Genomic DNA, 23959 nt, shown 5'->3' with positions numbered 1-23959 from the left:
CCTGAGAAAAGCGCATGAAAGATAGATTCCTTTTTGATTTTATTTTTCAAGCAACAAACCAACGTCTGTCACTTACTTGCCCAGCAGCTCAATCATCAGTGCTTTTTGAGCATGAAGACGGTTTTCTGCTTGATCGAACACAACGGAGTGCGTCCCATCGATGACATCAGCCGTCACCTCTTCCCCACGGTGTGCCGGCAAACAATGTAAGAAGATGACTTCATCTGCTGCCTCGCGAAGCAAAGATAGATTCACTTGATAGCCTGCAAAGGCATTCAGGCGCTCAATCGACTCTGACTCCTGCCCCATGCTCGTAAACACATCACTGTAGATGACTTCTGCACCTTTTACAGCTGCTACGGGATCCGTAAAGAGCTGGATTGTTCCACCTGTCGCCTTCGCGATTTCTATCGCCTGTGCAACGATTTTTTCGTTCGGCGCATACGCATCCGGACTACAAATACGTACTTCCATCCCACTCAGTGCTCCACCGAGCAATAAGGAGTGCGCCATATTGTTTCCGTCACCGATATACGTCAAAATCTTGCCTTGACGAGAACCTAAGTGTTCTTCAATCGTCAGCAAATCTGCAAGTACTTGGCACGGATGATGTAGATCCGTCAGGCCGTTAATGATGGGAATCGTTCCATGCGTAACAAGCGTTTCGACCGTCTCATGGGCAAACGTCCGAATCATCAATGCATCTACGTAACGACTCATGACTTTGATCGTATCGCTTAACGGTTCTCCGCGTCCGATTTGCATGTCAGCACCACTTAGGACGACCGGGTATCCGCCTAGTTCGACGACACCGACTTCAAATGATATCCGCGTCCGTGTCGATGCTTTTTCGAATAAGAGCGCAACCTTTTTTCCCGCCAGTGCCGTTTGATAGTCGCTTGGGGATTGTTTGACTGCTTTTGCAAGCTCAAGTAGCTCTGTTAAACTTTCAGCCGTCAATTCTTCCAGCGTCAACATATGTTGTAACTTGTGCTTCGTCTTCATCCTTTCATCCACTCCTTTTGCTTGATCATCCATTCGCTTAACGGCTTGACTGGAATCGATGCACAATCACGAACCGTTTCGTAATATTCGGCTAGATGTTGCTCAGTAATGACATGAACGCCTTTTGCAAGCGCTTGTTCCCGGAGTCCTTTTTCTTCAGGAATGAAAGAAAAAAAGGCAACACACTCGTCAAACACAGGGAAATCTCCGAGCGGCGTCGCTTGTCCCCACGCTTCTGTCCCGTGACCAGCAATCGTATGCGCAGGTTTGGTCATGTGACGTTTCGTTGTTTCATCGAATAAGAAACGCTCCTTTGCATGACCATTTTCTGTCCACTGTAACGTTTCTCCGGTCGAACGCATAATCGGACCCGTTTTTGGATCAACATGCGTCAGTTTCAACGTCGAGAAGACCGGTGTCTTGACCGCATGGAAAGAGAGTTCCATCCGCTCTGACGGCAATTCGATTTTTTGACCGATCGCTGCCTTTACAGCCCATTCAAGTAACGGTTGTCCCGTTACCTTCGCGACGATCGGTAATGTCCGTGACGCGCGAGGATTAATTTCTAGAACATAGATTTGTTGTCCCGTGACGACGAATTGAATATTGAACGCTCCACGGTATGAGAGATGCTGACCGATTTTTTTAGAGATCCGCTCGATTTCATTTTGTAGCTGAGCTGAGGCTGACTTTGGCGGAAGAACCATCGTCGAGTCACCTGAATGAACGCCTGCCGCCTCAATTTGTTCCATAATGATTGGAACGTAACTCGTCGTCCCATCTGAAATACAATCGACTTCAAACTCTTGACCTGCGATATAAGCATCGAGGAGCACGGGGAATGTCAGCGATGGTAAAAGCGCTTCTAACATCGCGTCGTCGTTTAAAATATGCATCCCTTTCCCGCCAATCACATACGATGGACGAACGATTAAAGGATAACCAAGTGCCATCACAGTTTTCTTTAATGCATCAACTGTCATGACTTCTTCTCCCGGAATATGCTTGATGTCTAATTGATCGAGAAAATCGTAAAACCGGTGGCGGTCTTCCATCGCATCAATCGTGTCTGAGGTCGTGCCTAATAACTGATACCCACGTGCTTCGAGATCGGCTGCTAAGCTGATTGCCGTCTGTCCCCCGAACTGAACAAGGACATCTTGGCATTGTTCTGCTTCTAAGACATGAACGACATCCTCAATCGTCAACGGCTCAACGTAGAGGCGATCTGCCACTTCGAAATCCGTCGAAACGGTTTCCGGATTGTTGTTAATCATGATGGTTTCGTACCCGGCACGTTGTAAAGCGCGGACCGCATGGACGGAGCAGTAATCGAATTCAATGCCTTGTCCGATTCGAATCGGACCCGCTCCGATGACTGCGACCTTTTGTTGATTCGATGGTTGTACTTCAGTTCGCCCAGACCAACTTCCGTAGTAATAAGGAGTCGTACTGACGAATTCTGCTGCGCACGTGTCAATCATTTGGAAGGCGGGAGTAATGTCATGCGCTATCCGCAGTTCGTGGACATCTTCCGCTGCCACACCTGTGATGTCGGCAATCTGCTGATCGGTAAAACCGTGCCGTTTCGCTTGTTGGATGGAAACAGGTTTCGTCAGGTCGAGCGAGTCGCGCATCGTCAGCAACCGAGCAAACAGTTCTAAAAAGAGCGGTTGGATACTTGTCTGTGCCGCTAGTTCGTCCTGCGTCGTCGCCTGACGATCGAGCAAGGCGAGCATCGCCAACAACCGTAAATCGGTTGGAGTCGTGATTTCCTTCCACAACTGCTCACTCGTCGCCTCACGCATCCACGATGGATAGAGTGGTGCCTGTTCGACCCCTGCACCACGCCATGCTTTTTGCAGTGCTTCTTCTAACGTTTTCCCCATCGCCATACTTTCACCGGTCGCCTTCATCTGTGTTCCGAGCGCACGGTCACACCCTGAAAATAAATCAAACGGGAAACATGGTACTTTCGCCGTAATATAATCGAGTGCCGGCTCAAAACTCGCCATCGTCTCTTTCGTCACAGGGTTGATGCAATCATCCAAGCGTTCACCGAGCGCAAGACGTGTCGCTAGTTTTGCAATCGGATACCCTGTTGCCTTCGAGGCCAAGGCGGAAGAACGACTGACACGCGGGTTGACTTCGATGACGAAATACCGGTGCTCTGTCGGATGAATCGCGAATTGGATATTGCAACCACCGATCACACCGAGTGCGGAAACGATGCGACGTGCCTCGGTCCGAAGAAGTTGATTCATTCGATCAGAAATCGATTGGATTGGAGCAAAGACAACCGAGTCACCCGTGTGGACACCGACTGGGTCGATGTTTTCCATGTTACAAACGATAATCGTCGTATCGTATGCATCACGCATCACTTCATATTCCACTTCCTTGTAACCTGCGATGCTGACTTCGACCAAACACTGGGAAATCGGACTTGCTTGCAGACCGTTCATCGCAAGCGTACGTGCTTCTTCCTTCGTCGTCGCGATTCCACCACCGGTTCCCCCTAATGTGAACGCAGGACGGATGACAAGGGGTACACCGTGGTCCTCCATGAAATTCTCCAGTTCCTCAATCGTTTCAATCGTTTGACTATCCGGGAGTGGTTGATGTAATTCAATCATCCGTTGTTTGAAACGTTCACGATCCTCTCCATCCCGAATCGTTTCGAGCGATGTTCCGAGCAGCGAAACACCATATTGCTCGAGGATGCCCGCTTCATCCAGCGTGAGCGACAGGTTCAAAGCTGTCTGTCCTCCAACGGTCGCAAGTAAATGCGTCGGGCGTTCTCGTTCGATGATTTCTGTCGCCTTTTCGAGTGTCATCGCTTCGATATATACTTGATCCGCCGTCGACGGATCCGTCATGATCGTAGCCGGATTCGAATTCATGAGAATGACCTCGCAGCCCGCTTCCCGAAGTGTTTGACATGCTTGCGTTCCGGAGTAATCAAATTCCGCCGCTTGACCAATGACGATTGGTCCCGATCCAATGACCATGACTTTTTTGTTATCCAACATGGGCTACCTCCTGTGATAAAACCGAGGCGACGAATTGATCAAACACGACCATTGCTTCTGTCGGTCCCGGATTTGCTTCTGGGTGAAACTGCACTGTCATGATTGGTTGCGATGGATGAATCAATCCTTCAATCGAACCATCGTTAATATGTTCGTATGCTGTAACTAGCTCTGACGCCGCAACACTCTCTGCCTCAACGACGTACCCATGATTCTGCGAGGTCATAAAAACACGACCGGAAGCAAGGTGACGGACGGGGTGGTTTGCCCCCCGGTGCCCGTGATGTTGTTTCGTGATTTGGCAGCCGAAGGCTTTCGCGATGATTTGATGCCCCATACAAATGCCGAGCGTCGGATAATCCATCGCGAGCTGTTTAATTTCTAAGAGAAATGGTTCAAGTTGATCCGGATTTCCAGGACCATTCGAGAACAACAGCCCGTCCGGTTGCAATCTTTTGATGGCGGACGCTTCTGTATCGAATGGAACAACTGTCACGCGCATACCCCGTGCCAGTAAAGCTTCAATCATCGATTTTTTGACGCCATAATCCAGACAAACGATATGTCCATCAGCATTCTCGAGTTCATATGTTTTCATCGTCTGGACGGAGACGGATGCGATTCCTGTCTGATGGCGTTTCTCGTATAGAGCGTCTGCCTCAATACTTCCCATTTGATCGCCAGATGATCGAAGTTGATGGACAAGCGCCCGTGTATCGACTCCTGTCAGAACAGGTATATCCGCTTCTGCTAACCAGTCGGCAAAATCCGTTCGTGCTCCGTTTTGTGCGAGCGTTTGAACAATGACACCCGCGACTTGAATCTGATTACTTTCTGCTTCATCATGGGCGATTCCGTATTGCCCAATTAGCGGATACGTGAAAACAAGGATTTGTCCACGGTAAGAGGGGTCCGTCAATACTTCTTGATAACCGGTCATACCGGTGAAAAAGACGACTTCTCCTTTAGCGGATGATGTACCGACCAGCTCTCCTGAATACGTTGTTCCATTTGCAAGCGTTAATGTACCTATCCCGTTCATACCATGACCTCCTGTTGGCAGACTTGTTTTATTTTTTCTAGCGCAAGATCTAGTTCCTCCCGTGTCACAAATAGAGACGGTAATAAACGAACTACGTGTGGTCCGGCACTGACGACGAGCATCCCTACTTGTTGAAGCGCTTGGACAATTCCAGCGACCGGTCGTTCGAATTCAATTCCAATCATCAAACCACGTCCTCGAACACTATGCAGACTTGTTTCAGGCAACTCTGCTGCGAGTCGTCTCATCAAGTAATTTCCTTTCTCCTGCACCTCGTGTAAAAGCTCGTCTGTCAAGAGAAGGTCGAGTGTCGCTTCCGCTGCTGTCATCGCTAGCGGGTTCCCGCCAAATGTCGAGCCGTGTGTCCCCGGTGTAAATATGGTCGCCGCTTCCGCTGTCGTGATGATCGCTCCAACCGGAAAACCGCTTCCGAGCCCTTTCGCGACTGTAATGATATCTGGTTTTAGTGGTGTCTGTTCAAAAGCGAAACGTGATCCAGTTCGCCCAATCCCCGTTTGGACCTCATCGACGACGATTTTGACGCCATACGCTTTTGTCCGTTTCATTAACGCCTCCAACCAAGCATCGTCCGCGACGATGACACCACCTTCACCTTGGATGATTTCAAGCCAAACGGCGCCCGTTTTTTCCGTGATGGCATCTAAACTACTTAAGTCGTTGAACACGAGGTGTTTAAAGTCCGCTACCATTTCACCAAAGCCTTCTTTGACTTTTTCTTGACCTGTCGCTCCCATCATCGCGAATGTACGCCCGTGGAACGATTGGCTGAATGACAAGATTTCTGTTTTTTGCGTCCATTTGCGAATTAATTTAAACGCACCTTCATTCGCTTCTGTTCCGCTGTTACAGAAGAAAGCATGACTCAAGTGACTGTTCTCCGTCAGTAGCGTCGCGACACGTTCCTGCTTACTGCTTTCAAATAAATTTGACGTATGCCAAAGCTGACCAAGTTGTTCTTTGAGGCGTTGCTCTACGTAAGGATGCCGATGTCCCGTGTTGCAAACGGCAATCCCCATCATAAAATCAAGATACGTGATGCCTTGCGTATCTTTGACGAACGATCCCGTCCCTTCGACTAATTCGATATTATGACGTTGATAAGTTGGTAGTAATGCGCTCATCTGTTTCCTCCTTGACGCGAGTCCCCTGACTCGTCACGTATTTCCCGGACCGAATCCGAACGTCTGGAATCCCTTGTTTTGATGCTTCAATCACCGCTTCTACTTTCGGAATCATGCCACCATGAATCTCATTTGTCTTTATGCCGCCTTCCAACATTTCTCGCGTGACGACTGCTTGATAAACACCATCTAACCGGACTCCTTCGACATCCGTTAATAGCTCAAACGCATCGACATCGAGTGCGTTTGCGACGGCAATCGCACATGTATCGCCATTGCTATTAAGCGCACCGGACGGACCGGTAATCAGCGACGTCACGACCGGAATATAGCCTGCGCCGAGTAGCGTTTCAAACAAGGTTTTATCTACGAAGCGAATATCACCAACTGCCCCTAACCCTTGTCGTTGCTCTCCGCCAATGCTTGCACCGTCAATCCCCGTCAATCCGACTGCAGGTAGGTCTGATCGATTGAGCTGATAAACGATTTTTGACTGAACCTCGCCCCCGAGGACACGTTCTGCCCCGAGTAAGACCTCCTCGGTCGTCACACGGACGCCTTCCCGGAAGACGGATTCGATTTCTAAGGTTTCACAATAAGCTGATAAAGCGGGGCCGCCACCATGCAAGATGATTAATTCGTGACCAGCATCGCACCAGTCTTTCCATTCTTTAAAATAACGGGAATCGAGTTGTTCAAAAATACTCCCACCGAGTTTGATCATTTTTCGTTGTTTCATGTCCGGTAGCTCGCATTGATTTTGATATAGTCGTACGTCAAATCACATCCGAAGGCACATCCGACGGCCGCCCCACTATTTAAATCGACTTCAATCGCTACCGTATCCGCCGCAAGTTCATTTGAAGCAAGTGTCTCATCGAACAAAATCGGCATACTCTGTCGTAAGACCCACTGTGAACCAATCCGAATATCAATTTTCGAGACATCAATCGGTTCATCGATGCTTCCGATTGCTGCTACAATTCGTCCCCAGTTCGCGTCTTCTCCGAAAATCGCGGTTTTAACGAGCGAAGAACCAACGATTTGTTTGGCGATTTTTCGTGCCAATCGTTCTTCGTCCGTTCCTTGAACCGTTACTTCAATCAACTTCGTTGCGCCCTCTCCGTCTCGTGCAATGAGCTTCGCAAGTTCTTGACAGACATACGTGACCGCCTGCTCAAACTGCTCCGCTTCTTGCGTATCAAGCATGATTGTCGGCGTTTTTGCCGCACCACTCGCTAACATCATGACCATGTCATTGGTTGAACTATCACCATCGACCGTAATGCAATTGAACGTCCGGTCGATTGAGCGTTTTAATATCGTTTGCAGGACGTTTGGTTCGACGGTCGCATCGGTCGTTAAAAATCCGAGCATCGTCGCCATGTTTGGATGAATCATTCCTGACCCCTTCGCAACACCGCAAATCGAAACTTCACTTCCATTCATCAAAAATTGATACCCGGCCGTTTTGATACCTGTGTCAGTCGTTAAAATCGCATGGGCAAAAGCATCCGCTTCTTCTTCCGCCTCACTCGCCACCAGTTGATCGACTCCAGCTACTAACGTGTCAATCGCCAACGTTTGACCAATGATCCCGGTCGATGCGATTGCGACTTGTTCCGGTTTAATCTGTAAGTGATTCGCGATTGCGTGTTGCGACGTATAGGCATGGGTCAAACCTAATTCACCGGTGCAGGCGTTAGCATTCCCGCTATTGACTAAAATGGCATGAATACGCCCCTCTGAGGCTTCCATCGCTTGTTTTGTCACTATAATCGGTGCTGCTTGCATTTGATTTGTCGTATAGACAGCCGCCGCACTCGCTCCTCCTTCACATACCAACAAGCCCAAATCTTTCCGTTTTCGTTTGAGTCCAACATGTATACCTGTCGCCTTAAAGCCTTTTGGTGTCGTCAGCGTCAACGGTGACACGGTTTGTAAGTTCAACACGTTCGTTCCTCCTTTAAATGAATAATGGTTGCTGGGTCAAACCGAGTGCTTCCTCATATCCGCACATCAAGTTCGCATTTTGAATCGCTTGCCCGACTGCACCCTTTTGCATGTTGTCAATGACTGAAACGACTGTCAGATGTCCTGTTCTCGCGTCAGCGTATATCGTCAAATCACAGTAGTTACTGCCGACGACCGATTTAATTTCCGGATCATTTCCGTTAATTCGGACGAAGGGTTCGTTCTCGTAAAATGCATGGAGCCACTCACGCCATTGCGTTTCCGATTTATTGATGCGTGGAGTCAATGTCATCGTCGCCATGATTCCGCGATTGATTGGAATTAAATGTGTCGCGAACGAAACGATGGCGTCTTGCCCCGTCACGGTTTGAATGACCGATTCGATTTCGGGGATGTGCTGATGGCGATTCATCTTATACAGACGCATGTTTTCATTCGATCGCACATGATGTGTCTGTTCGCTAAAGGATTTCCCGGCTCCCGATAACCCTGAACTGGCATGAATGATAATCGGCACCGGCTCGATGACCTGTTCTTTTAAAAATGGTAGGAGACCGAGGAGTACGGCCGTCGCATAACACCCTGGATTGGCAATCAAACGACTCGTTTTTATCGCTTCGCGGTTCCATTCTGATAGTCCGTATGTTGCTGTTGCTTGAATCATTGGCTCGACCGCTGGTTTTTCGTACCAATGTTCATATGATATTTGGTCGAGACGTAAATCGCCGCTTAAATCGATGACTTTCCCTTTCCAATCTTTCAGCTGCTCTAAGTACTGTTTTGAAATTCCGCTTGGAGTCGCCAAAAAAATGAGTTCCGTTCCAACCTCCTCTAAATGAGCAAGTGAGAACTCCTGTAAGAGGGAATAGTTTTTTTTATTCATGAATGTGTATATTTCCGTAATCGATTCAGTTGCCTTCGAATCACTCACGAGAGAGACGATTTCTAAATGGGGATGTTGCTCAATCATTCGTATCAATTCGACTGCTGTATATCCCGTCGCACCTATGATTGTACATTTCATGTCGGATACTCCTTCGTTAATAATGATAAACTGATTTAAACACATGTATATTTATACTGTCAAATGTATTTTTATTAATTTATACACAAAAAAAGACTTTGACCGATGACACCTTTCAGTAAGATGTAACTGGTCAAAGTCTTTTTAGTTCATGTTTCTCATCTTTTTTCAGCACGTTGTGCGACGAGATGATCGATTCCAAAAACGCTTGCCCCCATCAAAGCAATAACAACAACAAAAATCGCTGTAAACATATGTATCCTCCTCTTGTTCACAAAATCGACATCACTACTTTCTTATTGTGCAAGATTTTTTATAAAAAAGAAAGCGTTTACGACAAAAAATCGTCACATTTTTTTGTATTCCTGGTTATATTTCTGAATAAAACTCAGGCTGTAGACAAACTCTTATGAAAAGCAATAATTCTACATGGAAATGCTGTCCGTTCACGCTTCCTTGTCTCACTTCGTTTTCAAAGCTGCAATCTTCCACGTCACAGTAAGCAAAGCTGCCGGGGATCGCGGAAAGTTGCTTTTCGCAATTTAAAGCGATTCAAGACCGAGCGCGCTCTAAAACGGCTGTACGGTTTACCTTTCCCTGCGCTACGGCCTAAAAAGCGTCGCTTTTCCGTTGATTCCTACGGAAAAAGTACGTTTTTGACACGACCTGTCAGAGGTAGACAAGACCCTGCTCGTTGTCCGTAGGGTCAAGGAGCAACGCCTTGCCCTCGCCTGAGGAAAGCAACGAAAAAGGGAAAAGCTTTTTTCACCCCATGTTACTTTGTCTACATGCTGTAAAACTTTCTTAGTTGACGCAGTCGAGAATCTTCGATAAGATTGCATTTGTTCAGTACTTTCACACGTAAAAGCAAACAAGCATAAACGTAACAAAGATATAAGGAGGTGGAAGCATGCGCATGTCCTTTCGTGAATCCGCAGCTATCCTAGGAATTAGTATCATTATCTTATTGTCCGCATTATTCGGTGCACAGGCCGAACCCCATCTCGCTATACTCGCCAGTCTTATTTTTGTTGTAGGGTATGCCGTGTATCGCCGCTTCCCTTTCAGTCAACTTGAAGAACATATGATTAACGGTATTCGAGAAGCGATTAAACCGATTTTAATCATGTTACTCGTCGGCATGACAATCGCCGTCTGGATGATGAGTGGTGCCGTTCCAACCTTGCTCCATTATGGCTTATCGACATTATCTGCGACCTGGTTCGCGCCAACCGCTTTAATCATCGCGATGATCGTTTCGACCTTTACAGGCAGTTCATTTACTACAATTGGTACGGTCGGTGTCGCCTTGATGGGAATCGCCGTCGTCCTTGGTGTCAATCCCGCCCTTGCTGCAGGTGCAATCATCAGCGGTGCTTGTTTTGGAGATAAAATGTCTCCTTTATCGGATACGACGAATTTCGCACCAGGTATCGTCAACGTCTCTGTTTTTGATCATATTCGTTTTATGATGGGAACAACAATTCCCGCTATCGCGATCACATTTGTTCTCTTCCTTATTTTTGGACGAGGTGAAGGATCAATTGATTCAGAAGCGATTGGAGCAACACAACAAGCACTCGATAGCCTTTTCCGCTTATCTCCTTGGACATTGCTTTCTCCACTTCTCGTGATGGTACTCGCTATTCGGAAGATGCCAGTCATTCCAACATTGATTGCAGGCGTTTTAAGCGGATTATTACTCACAGGTCTCGTTCAAGGAAATTGGAACATCGCGCAATGGATGTCTGTCATCCAAAATGGTCTCAAGCTCGAAACAACGAATGAAACGGTTGCGAGCATCATTAGTAAAGGTGGCATCCAATCAATGATGTGGTCCGTCTCCCTCGTCATGCTCGCGTTAGCGTTCGGCGGTGTCTTACGTGGTATCGGAGTCATCGATGTCATTATCGAAAAAACCGTTTCGAAACTGCAACGTGACGGGAGTATCATCTCGTCTGCTGCACTTGCTGCAATCGGCGTTAACTTCATGGCAGGTGAACAATACTTGTCTATTTTATTACCGGGACAAGCCTTCAAGAAAATTTTTGAAGAACGGTCAATTGACCCACGGTTTTTATCCCGTGCGCTTGAAGATGGCGGCACACTTGTTAATCCTTTGATTCCTTGGGGTGTATCCGGGGCATTCTTTGCCTCGACACTCGGTGTGCCCGTCACATCGTATGTGCCATTTGCCTTTTTCTTAATTTTATCTCCCCTCTTCACTTTTATCTTCGCCTTTACACGGCCAACAAAAAAACAAGTCACGAAGAGTGTCGCGTGACGTAAATCTATTATCAGTAAGGCATACCATTCATAAGTCGAATGGTATGCCTCTTTTTTCTCACTTCTACATGTGAAAGAGTGATATTCAAGCGATTCTCGACTAATTTAGATAAATAAGTGTAAAGATAAAACGAAGTGGGAATATACCAAACATAAGATTAAAATTACAGAGAACTAGAGAGAGAGACTGCAACCCTTTTAAAATGGTTGCCTTCGATGTAATTGTAGGAGGAGTCCAATATGATCAAACGTGGTACGCTTGAACGGCTTGATGGTAAATATGCTGTTCTTCTCTGGGAGAACGGTTCAAGTTTTATCCCTCGCCGCTATTTACCGACTGAGGCACGATTAGGTGACACAATACTTTTTGATGGTACAACGTATTCAATTGATGCATCGAGTACATCCCAATCGTCCTTTCAGACGTTTTCCTTTCGGCAAATGGGTTGATGATAATTAAAAAGCCATTTAGACAATGAATCGACTACTTGAGCGCCCTTGCCCAGGTCAGTCTTTCCATCTTCTAAATGGCTTTTTCGCGTTTAATCATTCCTTACGTACAAAGACTGATGCCTACATTCGGGGCACTTCGCGTGGTGCAAATCGTCAATCGAAATTCGATGTAGTACTGTCTCATCTCGTTCACAGCGATGAATCGGTTCGATGATAGCTGAAGTAATGAAGAGTGCACACCAAAAACGTGTTGAAATCGTATCGCAACAGGGACACTGAAACAAATCGTATTGATGCGGGACCCACCCGCCTTCAATTGCATCGATATGTGCATGATAGTTCTTAATTAACATCGCCCGGTTTTGATCATCGATGTGCGCTCGGCTAATGAGTGGTTCCTGATAAGGCGGCACGAATAAAAAAGGCAATGCTGTTCTGTACTGTTCTAGTCCATAGGTTAGCATCGAAGGGAATTCCCCCCATTCCTCCCGCTGACCGATTTCAGCGACGATGTGATAAGAACAGTCGCGGCAGTGAATCTCCATTCCCTCATCCTCCCTTTTTCCCTACCATCTCTTTTAGCATACTTGATGTAACAGGACCAATGTGTTTTGCGACGATGACTCCATCCGTATCAATGACGTAAGTCGCCGGCATCGCGACTAATCGATAAGCATTTTCTGATTGGCCCTGCGTATCATAGAGCACCCCGTAATCAACAGGAGTCTCTTTCAGAAAATCGGCTACATCTGAAACCTTTCGTTCGGATGTCGTCACGTTGATGCCATAGACGGGCACGTCCACCGCTTTAGCAAAGGCGTTTAATTCAGGTATTTCTTGTTTACATGGTGGACACCAGGTCGCCCAAAAATTGATCACAATCAATCGATTCGTCAAATCAGATAGTTCCACCATTTTTCCATCCTCTTCCAGCTTGAGATTCGGTGCCTTCATTCCAATCTCTAATCCGCCTTGCGCTTGTTGCGTCGCTTGAGTAAATTCTTTAATCTGTTGTGCTTTATAGGCGTCATAGCTTTTATATGCAATCCCACTAATCGCTAACCCGACAATCACGTATAGTAAATATTTTTTCAACTGCTGCCCACTCCCTCTTTCTATTAGTGTAGCAGAATCAGCCTCTGAATCTATGAAAAAACGAGCATACCCTTCCATTTTCCCCGGAAGTGATATGCTCGTTTATATACATCCTTTTTTACTGTCAATTATAGCGAGGAAGTTGTTGTTTAACCCGACGATTGTCTTTGATGCTTTCAAACGATTCGTCTCCACCAAGCGCTTCATTTAGTGATGTTTTTCCTTGTTTCACCTCTAAACGTCGATTGAAAAGTGCCCGATTATCGACCGATGCCGCCAAAATCGACGCGACATCAATTTCAGAAATCGTTGCATCTTTTACATCTTTTAAATCCTCATCGGCTTCGATTAGTCCAAGACCTTCTCCATCAACGATGTTGACCGGACAAATGATTGTATACGTCAAACCACTATGCTCAATTTGCTCTTCTGCCGCATTTTTTGCGGCATAGAATGGATAAACTTCTTTTTTAAATTGATTCGGTCGATCAGCGCCATAGGCACTGAGGAGGACAAAATGACGAACACGCGCCTTTTTCGCAGCATCAATCGTTTTTAAAGCAACCGTTCGATCGAGCAACTCAATTTCAGTCGCTTCACCATCGACACCCGCGGTCGCTGCACAAATCACAGCATTTTGACCTGCCACCCCGAGATCAATGACCTTTTCAAGCTCAGTTTCAATGTCGACGTAATGTGCTTTGACACCGAGTTTTTCGAAGCGATCGACGAGATGCTTATGTCGAACGATGACAGTGACTTGATGACCTTTCGCAAGCGACTTGACGACGCGAGCTCCGATTGTACCTGATGCACCTACAACTAATACATTCATATGCTAGGTCCCTCCTCGATAAGCTAGTCACCTCTATTGAACTACTCATACTTATGCAGATAAGAGCTTCCTTCATCGCTTACTCCTGTTAAAAATATCAAAAAGCAATCAAGAATTCTCATCATCCCGACGATTAGGTGTTCGGATTTCGGTACGTCGTCTTTTAAGCCGCCTACTCAAAGATATGTTCATTTCGGCCAAAGAAGCATGAATATTGAAGATATGGACAGGTCTTCAGCTATGATATCTTCCGTTCTCAAAAGCGCAACTGCGTACATCAATTTATACCCGCAATAGGGAGAAGGAAACCTTTCAAAAAGGAACCTATTTTTTTTAATGTCAGTCATTCGCCAGTACACCGTAAAACGTCGTCTGTAATTTTTCTCTCAATTGTGTCAGGGCTTTTTCATCCGGGAAATCATAGAAAATGCCATTCAATCGATCACTGACAACGTCAATTTCAAGATGCTCTCGCTCAGACATCAATGCCAGGGCTAAGCCTGCTGTCGCCATTTGACGGTAACTGATGTCTAAACTCATCTCCTCTTTCATATAAGCATGTGCTGATGAAATTTTAGTCCAGCCTGTCGGCTTCAACAGATGCGTCGCTACAGCTTGAATGACTTCTGACTGACGATTGGCTCGTGCCCCATCATTGTCTGTTTTTCGGTGACGAGAATAGGCAAGCGCCATCGCTCCGTCCATATGGTATTCCTTTCCTTTTTGAAACGCATATTGATTCGCTTTTCCGCTAGCGTCTTGCTCCGAGAATGTTCCTGTCGAAACAAGATCAATCCCGCCGATTTGATCAACTAAACCAATGAAACTATCAAAAGAGATAACGATTTTGCTATCGATGTCTACATCAAGTAGTTCACTGACGGCGTTTTGCGTACACGCTTCCCCACCGAACGCAAAAGCATGCGTGATTTTATCTTTTTTCCCATCCTCACAACTGATCGGTGTATACGTATCCCGCGGAATCGACGTTAACTGAATCGTCCGTGATAACGGTACGAATTGCATGACGGATAGTGAATCAGACCGTGAACCTCGTAACGATTCTCCGGGTCTTGCGTCACTTCCGATCAATAAAAAAGTAAACGGCTGTGAGGCAAACAGGATAAAGCCAATCACTAGAACTAAGAGCAGACCAAATATTTTCGTTTTGAAGCGACGTTTCTTTCTCTCAACAGGTTGTTTCTTTAAACCATCCTGCCTCGTCTCACGTGGTACCTTTTCTTCCGAGCGTCCATTTTTACGTCGATTCGACCGTGTCCGCTCCGCCATAATCGTTCCGACTTGATTTGCAGACCTTCTGACTACGGTGAAAAGTCGTCCTCCGATACCAGTCCGTGTTCTTTTCTGCGAGCCCCGGTGATTTTGTTGAACTGAACGCGACGTCAAAGCTGGTCCATCCTCGACGTATCGATGATTCTGCCGTTGTGAGGCGTCAATCCGCATTCGCTCATCTTCTGCTCGATGCTCAATTGGTGTATGTGTCGAAGTACGTCGCGCCTGCTCTTCTTCCTGTCGTTTTCGTTCTAGTCGAGAACGACCTGATTGAAACTCATCCATAGTAGTACCTCCGTTTTAGTCTTGCGATAACTGCTTATCTTGTAAGAACTTACGTAAATACGTCCGTTTCGGTTCCTTCATCGAGGCAGCCATTTGATAGACCCATCCCTCAGTTCGTGCGCCATCCGTCCGCTCTCCGTAATACGACGAGGTTTCTGCCTCATACTGTTCTAGCAACTCACGCATCTTGTTGTCATTAGTATACGTATTACGATGGAAGATTGCCTCCATCGGAAGACGGGGTTTTTTACCTGGCTGTTGATCCGGCAAACCGACTGCAACACCAAATAACGGTACGACGTGACTTGGCAACTCAAGAAGTTCACTCACTTTTCGAGCGTCATTACGAAGTGAACCGATATAAACTGTCCCGTATCCTAATGATTCTGCTGCTACGACGAGGTTCTGTGCGGCAAGTCCTGCATCAACCGCTCCGACGATCAACGCTTCCGTCGTTTCGACTGTGTCAGCGACTGAGCCATTCGCAATCTCTGCTGCCAGCATATGTTTATGGTAGTCGATACAGAAGACGAAGAAGTAGCTATTATCTGCTACATAACTTTGTCCACTCGCTACTTCGACGAGTTGCTGTTTTTTTTCTAAATCCTCAATTCCGACAATTGCATAGGCTTGTTGATAAGAAGACGTCGAAGCAGCCTGGGCAGATTGGATTAATAGTTCAATCGTCTGTTCGTCGAGTTGATGTTCCTTAAATTTCCGGATCGAGCGGTGGTTTAATAAATGTTCAATCGTTTCATTCATCTGAATCTCTCCCTTAAATTAATCTTTCCCTTTAAAAATAGGCAATGATTGTGTAAAAGAGCAAATGAAAGATGTTCGTTTTATGAAAAAATCGGGAAATGAATAATGAAGTGTTGTGTTTTTGTCGAAGGAGGGCGATCATGAGAATTCGAAAATTACGTCTTTTACTGGAGCAATATGGCGATACGACCCTTCGCGACATTATCGTAGAGATCTATCGCCAACTTCCCAAACAAACAATTGAAGATAAAGAATTAGATTTGATGCTGTCGCAATTCGCAAAATATAAAGGTCTACAAAAAGAACAAGAACAACCGACAATCGAACAAACCATCGAACAGACAGAATACTTCATTCAACTCGCCTACGATGGTGAGTATTTAGAACCAAGTGCAATCGTTTCCGTACGCGAACAAAAAAACTGGTACGTCACAGCAAAACGATTATTAAAACACCTGCGACATTATGTCGGTCGAAAGAACGGAACGCGTGTTGCTTTCGAAGAATTCTTTTTTTTACTGTCTTCCGCCGCTGGTGAAGAACCTCTTTTCCTGAGTAACGACCCCTTCCGACTGATTAAAGTCTCTCAAGTTGAGCTCTTCCAAGAACTCGTTGGTTACTACAAGCTCGACACATCCGATAATGCGTGGATGAAGCGTGCCATCTACACGGCGTTAAAGGTACCGATCGACGTCGACACGGAACGCAGTGACCTCTTCCTTGCCGTTCTCGAGCATTGTGAAACGCGACAAGAGCGTGAGTCTTACCTGTCGTTATTGAACATGCATGCGAAAAAGCTTCAAATGAACGTTCGCATCGATGCAGACAAGCTCATCCTCTATCAAGAGATTCGCTTCGCAGAACTTCATGCCCTGATCGCTTTACGTGAACTAGAACGAGCCGAAACGATGCTTTTCACAGAATATATTCCTTATTTTTCACACCGTTCGACTCCATTTCGCTATTATCTCGACTTGCTGGAACAGGCGGGTCTAGACGAAGAACATGATCGGATTGAACGCGTTGGCCGAACCAAACATATTCATTTTTAAATACAAAAAAGAGCTTCGGAAAGGTTTCCCGAAGCTCTTTAGCGTGTAGACAAACTCTTATGAAGCGTGAACATGCGATAACGAGACGGATTGAGCTCTATACCGTCTGCATGTCTGAATTTCTGTCACGGTATTCCCTAAAAAGCGTCGCATTTCGTTGACTCCTACGGGAAAAAAGACGCTTGATTTCCCGATAGCACGTTGTCTACAGCCTGAGAGCTTCGGGAAGGTTTCCCGAAGGTCTTTCAATCTGATGTATTGACGATTCCAAGTCCTACAGTTGCAAGCAGTGCGATACAGGCAAATAAAAATGCCATGTCATTCGGTGAGTCAAAACCATCATATGTCGGTTCTTTTCGATCAATGATGAGTTCATCCATCGTTCCATAGCTTCCATACGTCACAGCTTCTCGGACGCTCGTTTCTTGTTTATCTAAATCTTGTGCTTGAACGGGATGGATACTACTCAAAAACAAAAAGAAGCAGACATAGATAAACTTTTTTCCCAATCTAATCCCTCCCCCGTTTCTACCAGATTACTTTTACCTTTTATGATAAAAACTATTATTTTCCTTTTATTGCTTATAGTATACTTAAGATATTGTTTCATCCTAATCAGAAAAGGAAGTGTAGCGTTTGAAAATTTTACGGTACGAGCAATTGTCGCACGGTCAACGTCGTCTCGTCCATCAGTTGTTACAAAAAAACCGCTTATCTCCTCTGTCCCTCTCATTCCAACCACCTGAAAAATATCAATGGGCTTTAATCAAGGAGGATGCCGTCTGCGCGACATTAGGATTTAACCAATTTGCCTCGTCCCTTCAAATCATCAATGCCGCTTACACGGACTTGATTGCTTTCCGCACTTTGGCGCATTTCGTCCATGATTACGCGCTCTCTCTGCATCCTCATCAAATCGACGTTCAAATCATTCCACCACATGATTTCGGGTTGGTCTCGACTTGGAATACGCTCGGTTATACACTCTCTTCTGAACAATTTCGCTTCATCGGTCTCATCAATGATCATGCCGCGTCACTTCAATTCAAGCCACTTACTCTCCGAAACCGTTCCTTGTTCTTAAATCTCAGAAACGAGTCGATTCAATCCTCACATTTTTTATTTAGCTATGACGTATCCCATATCGAATATTTGATTGAACAGGGGGCATTGCCGTACCTTGTCTACGATCAACAAACAATCGTCGGAACAATCATCATCCAAAAACAAAAGCAAACGATTCGTTTACTCGAAATTACGTGTATCCCTGAATTGAAGAATCAAGGATATGGGCGAAGAATTCTTGAGACCTTTCAAGCTAAATTAAAACGCACGACAGTTCGGACATTCGAGACGTATTGTTTTTCAACACATCAAGAAGCCCTTCGTTTATATGACCCCGATACATTCTGTGATATTCAACTCTTCTCACACTGGCATACTTACTCTAGAGAATCTTTACGTAACCGCTCAACGATTTCTTGATATTCCGCCAGGACGTAGGCATCCTCCACTTGTTTGAAATCAACATTTGCTCGGATCCTTAGCTGCTCCCCCATCTGATATAGACTGTCGATATAGTCGTTTCCTAACGCACTCGCTTGACCTGGTTGGTGGTTATGAAAGGCTAACAGTGCATCTTCTAAAAGCAGTTGTTCATCCTCCGTTTTTAAAACTGCTTCAAGCAACTGTTCAAATACTTCTGTATGCCGACCGACCATCGCGTAAAAGAGTGGATAGTGTTTGGCATATTTAAAATCAACTTGATATTTTTTAGTCTCGAAGATTGTCTGAATGCTTGACGGATTCGACCGCTTTAACTGCTCAACAAAACCGATTGTTGCCGGATGGTCTGTAAAAAATTCTAGGCTTCGTACGTCCATTTCGTCTTCTAAATCAAGCAACAAATAGAGATCAAGCATATTAATCACGTGCGTTTCTAAAAAACGATCACTCCGTTGCAAGGATGTCGTGTAGTCTAAATCAAGACCTGCCTCTATCGCCAATTGAAAAAGTTCATGATTGATTGCACTGTATAGACCGACTGGAAATGCTAACGGTTGACGGACAATTGAACGATGTCCATCAAGCTCTTTTAATTGATTGAGATCTACACCATGTTGTACCAACAAACGGAAAAAGAGCGTTCTATCTTGTATCGCCCCCAACTTAAGTAACAGACGATCGAGTTCAATGACTGGTTGGTTCGTATCGAGCGCTAGCGACAAGTGCTCTGATGACTCTAAGTCAAAGGCTCGCTTCACGAAATTTAAAGCGACCCGTTCTTGTTCGGACAACTCAGCATTGTAATACTCAAAATCTTTTCGATTCAATTCTTTAAATGCACGTACTGCCTGACCAACTGCCTCATTTTTCACAAATCGTTTCATCATCGGTTTGCCCCCCTGAATACTGCTTCTCTTCGTAGTGTACGCAATATTATCTTTTCTTGAAAGCCAAAAAAATCCTGATGCCTTCCTCACAATAAGGAAATCCACCAGGATCTATCAATTCTCGCCTACTTTTAAAGGCATCGATCGAAAAATCTCATCTTGCTTTCCGACTTTTTCGACACTCGTTCCAATTGAACCGCTATATTCAATTGTCTGCTCCGGCTGAATGAACTCATAAGTAATGGCAGGTTCTCCACGCAATCGAACCTGGATTACTTGTCGATGTTGCAGGGAAAACGATGCCTTCACTTCTAAAAATGATGCTTCACTGATTCCATGATGTTTTTCAAGCATCGTCTTTAACTGTTTTTCTGAGTTCTGTTGGCTGCTTTGAAGCTCTGCGTAAGAAATTCCGACCGCAAAAGATAAAAGTCCAATCAGACTTAACGCGAGAATGACCAGTACTTTTTTCATGGACTGATTCACCTCCGAATGAAATTCGTTCTGCTCTCATCATCGGTTCACTCCGCTATTTTTTGAAGTATTTCTCGAAAATAAGCGTTTCCTCATGTCTACAACAATTGGGACGACAAGGGAGAGACGTCTTCCCAACCTAGATGAGCAATTTAGTTGCTAGGTAAAGGAATATTCAATACTCTTCTTTAAGCGTTGAACTACCTCCACCTACGCTTCGCTTAGAGGTGGAGGATTCCTGAGTGATCCGACCTAACGGTCGAAACCTGATCAGGCTAACCCCGTCGTCCCGACGGTTGAAGAAGCTAGGATGCGTTCAGCTTCTTGTTTGAGGTTCAGTCCTGCGTTCACATCACGCTCGTGGTGGATGCCGCAACTCGGGCATGTCCATTCACGCAAGCCAAGATGTTTCACGTCTTTGTGTTGATGTCCGCAACTGGAACACAGTTGACTAGAGGCGAAGGTCTTGCCGACTTTCACGACGGTCTTTCCGTACCATGCCGCCTTGTATCCGAGCATGCGGAAGAATTCCGACCAACTGACATCCGAGATGGACTTGCTCAACTTGCGATTCTTCTGCATGTTCTTCACTTGCAAGGTCTCGATGCCGATGACGTCGTGGTTTTTGACGATCTCGGTCGATACCTTGTGCAGGAAATCGGTTCGCTTGTTGGCAATCTTCTCGTGGATGCGGGCGACCTTCCGCTTCTGCTTCTGATAGTTCTTCGCCTCGGAAAGTGTTACTTTCTTGTCCAAGGCCAACCGTTGACGATGAGAGAGCTTGCGTTGTTCACGCGCTAGCTTTTTCTCAAGCGAGCGGAAGTAACGGTCATTCTTGTACACCGCGCCGTCCGACAGGATGGCGAAGTGCTTCAATCCGACATCGACGCCGACGGATGAGCCCGTCTTCGGCATTTCGTTGCTCTCCTGCTCGACGAGCAGGGAGACGAAGTATTTTCCTGAAGCGTTACGTCGGATGGTCGCGTTCAAGATTCGTCCGACGACCTGCCTCGAGTTGGCGAAACGGACCCACTTCAACTTCGGGAGTTTTAACTTGTTGCCGACGATCGAGACTTCTGGAAGTTGAGACTTACCCTGAATATTCGTCTTATACGCTTGAACGGGGTTGCACTTCGACTTGAAGCGGGGCCGTTCGTTCTGCTTCTTGAAGAAGCGGTCAAAGGCATCAGCAAGATGTTTGACGCTGGTTTGCACAGACATGCTATCGACTTCTTTCAACCAGTCGAACGCTTGCTTCAACAACGGGAGTTCTTTTGAGCAAGACCCGTAGGACAGCCCTTTACCTGTCGCTTTATACATCTCATCCCACTTCGCCAAGAAGTGATTGAAGACAAAGCGTGAACAACCGATCGTCTTCGCGATCAGGATTTCCTGCTCTTTCGTCGGGTAGATTCTGAATTTGTAGGCCTTGTGTGTCAACATGATGTTCATCTCCTTACAAATTACAAAGGATATACCCGAAACAGAGGGTGGCGATTCATCTCCCACTTTCACTAGGGTTTCACCCGGATCGTTTAGAAGTGGGCGTATTCTCGCCTAATTTTGATAAATGCATATCAAGGTGTGGAATTCCATCCTCCAGATACACATCAGATGTCTCTTCAAACCCAAACGATGCATAAAACTTTTTTAGATGGGCCTGGGCCTGCAAATAAATCCCTGTTTCTTCTTGTGTCCGGATGTGTTCGATTGCTTCATTCATCAAGCGACGTGCAATGCCGCGCGACCGAAAATCAGCATGGACGGCGACACGACCAATCGCTACAGCACCTGATTGATTTTTAGGGAGTACTCGAAGGCAACCGATTAACTGCTGATCTGCATAGGCAAGTGCATGAATCGCCTCCTGATCACGATTATCGAGCTCTGAATAGGCACATTCCTGCTCAACGACAAAAATATCAGTTCTTAATTTTAATAACTGATAAAGCGTCAAGGCACCAAGCTGATTAAACCGAATAAATTCTGTATGATACATGAATTACACTCCTCTGCTTTAATGTTCAGCCTCTAAATAGACGGGTTAGTCTGCATGAATAGACGACGACGGGTATCCCTTTAAAGACCGTTTCTTTTTCCCAACCCAATCCGTTGGCGCGAGCCACCTTTTGAGAAGAATGATTTTCTGGATGAATGATTGAAATCAGACGATCGTTTCCACGTTCAAATGCCTCACGCATCAGACGTTTCGCTGCTTCACGCCCGTATCCGACTTTCCAGTGCTTCGGCTTTAACCAATATCCGACTTCAAGTTCTTCTACTCCGTCGACTTCTTGTAGGATGAGTCCTGCAAAACCGATTGGTTCCTCATCCTCTTTTTTTTCAATCAGCAAAAAGCCCGTCTGACGATCATCTTCATACCGCTCGAATTGTTGGTCGAACCATAAACGGGCCTCCGTCTCATCCAATGAAACACCACCGTTAATATACTGCATCACCAATTCATTTTGAACGAGTTCTTTATAAAAGTCGAAATCTTCCTGAGAAAAAGGTCGCATTCTCAAACGTTCGCTCTCCATATCGATTCCCCTCCTAATTTTTAGAACATCCTTCTATCTGTATATGTAATTGCCCCTTTTCTAACCGATTCATACCCGAAATCCTTATTTTGTCTTGTTCACCTTTCGAAATTCGGAATTTCAGATATATATTTTCATTACTAAGCGATGACAGTTTTCGGATAAACCTTGCATTTTTCGTGTCAACTCTGTATTTTGGGAACTATGTGCTAAACATCAATTACGTAATTAGTGTAAAATATATTTTGAGCGTACTTTCGCTGAATGGAATTCATAAAAAAAGGACTGAGAACTTATATGACTGAACAGTTGTTGACTGGGCTTTACGAGGGATTAAACGAAGACTCTGTATTAGTGAATGAACCGTTAAAATATCATACGTATACGAAAATGGGAGGAATTGCCGACCTTTTCATCATTCCTTCTTCTTACGAAGAAACAGCTTTTGCTGTTCGCTATGCTTATGAGAACGATCTCCCATTGACATTACTCGGTAATGGATCGAACCTCGTCGTACGTGATGGCGGGATTCGTGGCATCGTCTTATCATTTGAAAAATTGACGGATATTTCGGTCGAAGAACATGAGCTCGTCGCACAAAGCGGCGCGGCCATCATCCAGGCCTCACGCGTCGCTTATGATCATGCGTTGAGTGGTCTCGAGTTTGCCTGTGGAATCCCCGGCACAGTCGGTGGTGCGCTCATCATGAATGCTGGTGCGTATGGAGGGGAAGTCAAAGATTGTCTTCAGAGCGCGACGGTTTTAACACGCCAAGGTGAGCTGTTAAACATCACACGCGACGAACTCGAACTTGGATACCGGACAAGCTGTTTCGCTAAAAAAGAATATATCATTCTCGAAGGACGTTTTTCTTTGACGGAGGGTGATCCTGTTCTCATCAAGGAAGTCATGGACGATTTGACGAATAAGCGTGAAACGAAGCAACCCCTCGAATACCCTTCTTGCGGCAGTGTCTTTAAGCGCCCTGAAGGATATTTCGCCGGAAAGTTAATCCAGGACAGCGGACTTCAAGGGACAAGAATTGGTGGAGCGGAAGTCTCACAAAAACATGCCGGTTTCATCGTCAACATCGAAAATGCAACGGCGACTGATTACATTTCGCTTATTCACCACGTTCAGGAAACGGTGCAGGATAAATTCGGGATTCTCCTCGAGACGGAAGTAAAAATCATCGGTGAAGAACTTTAATACGAATACTTTCCTTAAACACAAAAAAAGTAACAGGAACGGATACCCGTTCCTGTTACTTTT

General features: G+C 45.7%; 23 protein-coding genes. 5 read left to right on the top strand and 18 right to left on the bottom strand.

What is annotated here, in order from left to right; genetic code table 11:
* Positions 1–72 precede the first annotated feature (72 nt).
* Genes argF through argC form a run of 7 tightly spaced genes read right to left on the bottom strand, consistent with a single transcriptional unit; the run spans position 73 to position 9219 of the window.
* Positions 73–1005 (bottom strand): ornithine carbamoyltransferase, encoded by a 933-nt coding sequence (gene argF / locus AC0VYQ_RS03105; protein WP_475404238.1) that lies wholly within the window; start codon positions 1003–1005, stop codon positions 73–75.
* Positions 1002–4037, bottom strand: coding sequence for a carbamoyl-phosphate synthase (glutamine-hydrolyzing) large subunit (gene carB, locus AC0VYQ_RS03100; protein ID WP_475404237.1), 3036 nt, complete (start codon positions 4035–4037; stop codon positions 1002–1004). Before carB ends, argF begins: the two co-directional genes overlap by 4 nt.
* A complete protein-coding gene (locus AC0VYQ_RS03095; RefSeq protein WP_214766678.1) occupies positions 4027–5079 on the bottom strand; it encodes a carbamoyl phosphate synthase small subunit in 1053 nt (350 codons plus the stop codon). Before AC0VYQ_RS03095 ends, carB begins: the two co-directional genes overlap by 11 nt.
* Entirely contained in the window at positions 5076–6221 is a 1146-nt protein-coding gene (locus AC0VYQ_RS03090) for an acetylornithine transaminase (RefSeq protein ID WP_159172760.1), read from the bottom strand. The genes AC0VYQ_RS03095 and AC0VYQ_RS03090 overlap by 4 nt, the downstream gene beginning before the upstream one ends.
* A complete protein-coding gene (argB, locus tag AC0VYQ_RS03085; RefSeq protein ID WP_214893807.1) occupies positions 6187–6960 on the bottom strand; it encodes an acetylglutamate kinase in 774 nt (257 codons plus the stop codon). The genes AC0VYQ_RS03090 and argB overlap by 35 nt, the downstream gene beginning before the upstream one ends.
* Positions 6957–8174, bottom strand: a complete 1218-nt coding sequence (argJ, locus tag AC0VYQ_RS03080) for a bifunctional glutamate N-acetyltransferase/amino-acid acetyltransferase ArgJ (protein ID WP_475404236.1) — start codon at positions 8172–8174, stop codon at positions 6957–6959. Before argJ ends, argB begins: the two co-directional genes overlap by 4 nt.
* 13 nt (positions 8175–8187) lie before the next feature.
* Positions 8188–9219 (bottom strand): N-acetyl-gamma-glutamyl-phosphate reductase, encoded by a 1032-nt coding sequence (gene argC / locus AC0VYQ_RS03075; RefSeq protein ID WP_475404235.1) that lies wholly within the window; start codon positions 9217–9219, stop codon positions 8188–8190.
* Between the two features lie 910 nt (positions 9220–10129).
* On the opposite strand from argC, the gene nhaC reads away from it, so the two are divergent.
* A complete protein-coding gene (gene nhaC / locus AC0VYQ_RS03070; RefSeq protein ID WP_214766686.1) occupies positions 10130–11503 on the top strand; it encodes a Na+/H+ antiporter NhaC in 1374 nt (457 codons plus the stop codon).
* 242 nt (positions 11504–11745) lie between these two features.
* Positions 11746–11955, top strand: a complete 210-nt coding sequence (locus AC0VYQ_RS03065) for a DUF3006 domain-containing protein (protein ID WP_029332693.1) — start codon at positions 11746–11748, stop codon at positions 11953–11955.
* 92 nt (positions 11956–12047) lie between these two features.
* On the opposite strand, the gene AC0VYQ_RS03060 is transcribed toward AC0VYQ_RS03065, so the two are convergent.
* The 5 genes from AC0VYQ_RS03060 to nfsA all read right to left on the bottom strand — a co-directional run bounded on the left by AC0VYQ_RS03060 (position 12048) and on the right by nfsA (position 16228).
* Complete coding sequence (locus AC0VYQ_RS03060) at positions 12048–12503, bottom strand: hypothetical protein (RefSeq protein ID WP_214893805.1); 456 nt, start codon at positions 12501–12503, stop codon at positions 12048–12050.
* Between the two features lie 4 nt (positions 12504–12507).
* A complete protein-coding gene (locus AC0VYQ_RS03055) occupies positions 12508–13053 on the bottom strand; it encodes a TlpA family protein disulfide reductase (RefSeq protein ID WP_475404234.1) in 546 nt (181 codons plus the stop codon).
* Positions 13054–13177: 124 nt separating this feature from the next.
* Positions 13178–13888: an NAD(P)H-binding protein gene (locus AC0VYQ_RS03050; RefSeq protein ID WP_029332690.1), complete on the bottom strand. Its 711-nt coding sequence runs from the start codon at positions 13886–13888 to the stop codon at positions 13178–13180.
* Positions 13889–14227: 339 nt separating this feature from the next.
* Positions 14228–15466, bottom strand: coding sequence for an LCP family protein (locus AC0VYQ_RS03045; RefSeq protein WP_475404233.1), 1239 nt, complete (start codon positions 15464–15466; stop codon positions 14228–14230).
* Between the two features lie 15 nt (positions 15467–15481).
* Positions 15482–16228, bottom strand: a complete 747-nt coding sequence (gene nfsA, locus AC0VYQ_RS03040; RefSeq protein WP_214802482.1) for an oxygen-insensitive NADPH nitroreductase — start codon at positions 16226–16228, stop codon at positions 15482–15484.
* Between the two features lie 140 nt (positions 16229–16368).
* Here nfsA and AC0VYQ_RS03035 point away from each other — a divergent pair, with 140 nt between their 5' ends.
* Entirely contained in the window at positions 16369–17280 is a 912-nt protein-coding gene (locus tag AC0VYQ_RS03035) for a hypothetical protein (protein WP_475404232.1), read from the top strand.
* Positions 17281–17525: 245 nt separating this feature from the next.
* Here the strand turns inward: AC0VYQ_RS03035 and AC0VYQ_RS03030 are convergent, their stop codons facing one another.
* Positions 17526–17789 carry a hypothetical protein gene (locus AC0VYQ_RS03030; protein ID WP_029332686.1) on the bottom strand — a complete coding sequence of 88 codons (264 nt, stop codon included), beginning with the start codon at positions 17787–17789 and terminating at the stop codon, positions 17526–17528.
* Between the two features lie 127 nt (positions 17790–17916).
* Between AC0VYQ_RS03030 and AC0VYQ_RS03025 the strand changes: the two genes are divergently transcribed.
* Positions 17917–18765, top strand: a complete 849-nt coding sequence (locus AC0VYQ_RS03025; RefSeq protein ID WP_475404231.1) for a GNAT family N-acetyltransferase — start codon at positions 17917–17919, stop codon at positions 18763–18765.
* On the opposite strand, the gene AC0VYQ_RS03020 is transcribed toward AC0VYQ_RS03025, so the two are convergent.
* The 5 genes from AC0VYQ_RS03020 to AC0VYQ_RS03000 form a co-directional block, all read right to left on the bottom strand.
* Positions 18723–19673, bottom strand: coding sequence for a hypothetical protein (locus tag AC0VYQ_RS03020; protein WP_475404230.1), 951 nt, complete (start codon positions 19671–19673; stop codon positions 18723–18725). The genes AC0VYQ_RS03025 and AC0VYQ_RS03020 overlap by 43 nt on opposite strands.
* Before the next feature lie 114 nt (positions 19674–19787).
* Positions 19788–20147, bottom strand: a complete 360-nt coding sequence (locus tag AC0VYQ_RS03015; protein ID WP_088836360.1) for a hypothetical protein — start codon at positions 20145–20147, stop codon at positions 19788–19790.
* Positions 20148–20417: 270 nt separating this feature from the next.
* The gene (gene tnpB / locus AC0VYQ_RS03010) at positions 20418–21590 is read right to left on the bottom strand and encodes an IS200/IS605 family element RNA-guided endonuclease TnpB (RefSeq protein ID WP_475404229.1); all 1173 of its coding nucleotides are present in this window, start codon (positions 21588–21590) and stop codon (positions 20418–20420) included.
* A gap of 79 nt (positions 21591–21669) precedes the next feature.
* Positions 21670–22146, bottom strand: coding sequence for a GNAT family N-acetyltransferase (locus AC0VYQ_RS03005; protein WP_475404228.1), 477 nt, complete (start codon positions 22144–22146; stop codon positions 21670–21672).
* A 25-nt stretch (positions 22147–22171) separates the two neighbouring features.
* Positions 22172–22687 (bottom strand): GNAT family N-acetyltransferase, encoded by a 516-nt coding sequence (locus AC0VYQ_RS03000; RefSeq protein ID WP_088836358.1) that lies wholly within the window; start codon positions 22685–22687, stop codon positions 22172–22174.
* Positions 22688–22984: 297 nt separating this feature from the next.
* Between AC0VYQ_RS03000 and murB the strand changes: the two genes are divergently transcribed.
* Positions 22985–23896 carry a UDP-N-acetylmuramate dehydrogenase gene (gene murB / locus AC0VYQ_RS02995; protein WP_088836357.1) on the top strand — a complete coding sequence of 304 codons (912 nt, stop codon included), beginning with the start codon at positions 22985–22987 and terminating at the stop codon, positions 23894–23896.
* Positions 23897–23959: the final 63 nt, after the last annotated feature.

The sequence above is a fragment of the Exiguobacterium sp. QJM3NY_9 genome (assembly GCF_056173545.1).
Note: the sequence above shows the minus strand (reverse complement) of the source record. Positions and strands in the feature narration are given on the sequence as shown.

Excerpts from the sequence above, each read along its gene's own strand:
- nfsA (WP_214802482.1), bottom strand. The coding sequence starts at position 16,228 with ATGAATGAAACGATTGAACATTTATTAAACCACCGCTCGATCCGGAAA.
- AC0VYQ_RS03045 (WP_475404233.1), bottom strand. The coding sequence starts at position 15,466 with ATGGATGAGTTTCAATCAGGTCGTTCTCGACTAGAACGAAAACGACAG.
- AC0VYQ_RS03015 (WP_088836360.1), bottom strand. The coding sequence starts at position 20,147 with ATGAAAAAAGTACTGGTCATTCTCGCGTTAAGTCTGATTGGACTTTTA.
- argF (WP_475404238.1), bottom strand. The coding sequence starts at position 1,005 with ATGAAGACGAAGCACAAGTTACAACATATGTTGACGCTGGAAGAATTG.
- tnpB (WP_475404229.1), bottom strand. The coding sequence starts at position 21,590 with ATGTTGACACACAAGGCCTACAAATTCAGAATCTACCCGACGAAAGAG.
- AC0VYQ_RS03035 (WP_475404232.1), top strand. The coding sequence starts at position 16,369 with ATGAGAATTCGAAAATTACGTCTTTTACTGGAGCAATATGGCGATACG.
- AC0VYQ_RS03020 (WP_475404230.1), bottom strand. The coding sequence starts at position 19,673 with ATGATGAAACGATTTGTGAAAAATGAGGCAGTTGGTCAGGCAGTACGT.
- AC0VYQ_RS03000 (WP_088836358.1), bottom strand. The coding sequence starts at position 22,687 with ATGGAGAGCGAACGTTTGAGAATGCGACCTTTTTCTCAGGAAGATTTC.
- murB (WP_088836357.1), top strand. The coding sequence starts at position 22,985 with ATGACTGAACAGTTGTTGACTGGGCTTTACGAGGGATTAAACGAAGAC.
- AC0VYQ_RS03060 (WP_214893805.1), bottom strand. The coding sequence starts at position 12,503 with ATGGAGATTCACTGCCGCGACTGTTCTTATCACATCGTCGCTGAAATC.
- argC (WP_475404235.1), bottom strand. The coding sequence starts at position 9,219 with ATGAAATGTACAATCATAGGTGCGACGGGATATACAGCAGTCGAATTG.
- AC0VYQ_RS03095 (WP_214766678.1), bottom strand. The coding sequence starts at position 5,079 with ATGAACGGGATAGGTACATTAACGCTTGCAAATGGAACAACGTATTCA.
- AC0VYQ_RS03050 (WP_029332690.1), bottom strand. The coding sequence starts at position 13,888 with ATGAATGTATTAGTTGTAGGTGCATCAGGTACAATCGGAGCTCGCGTC.
- AC0VYQ_RS03065 (WP_029332693.1), top strand. The coding sequence starts at position 11,746 with ATGATCAAACGTGGTACGCTTGAACGGCTTGATGGTAAATATGCTGTT.
- carB (WP_475404237.1), bottom strand. The coding sequence starts at position 4,037 with ATGTTGGATAACAAAAAAGTCATGGTCATTGGATCGGGACCAATCGTC.
- argB (WP_214893807.1), bottom strand. The coding sequence starts at position 6,960 with ATGAAACAACGAAAAATGATCAAACTCGGTGGGAGTATTTTTGAACAA.
- AC0VYQ_RS03090 (WP_159172760.1), bottom strand. The coding sequence starts at position 6,221 with ATGAGCGCATTACTACCAACTTATCAACGTCATAATATCGAATTAGTC.
- AC0VYQ_RS03005 (WP_475404228.1), bottom strand. The coding sequence starts at position 22,146 with ATGTATCATACAGAATTTATTCGGTTTAATCAGCTTGGTGCCTTGACG.
- nhaC (WP_214766686.1), top strand. The coding sequence starts at position 10,130 with ATGCGCATGTCCTTTCGTGAATCCGCAGCTATCCTAGGAATTAGTATC.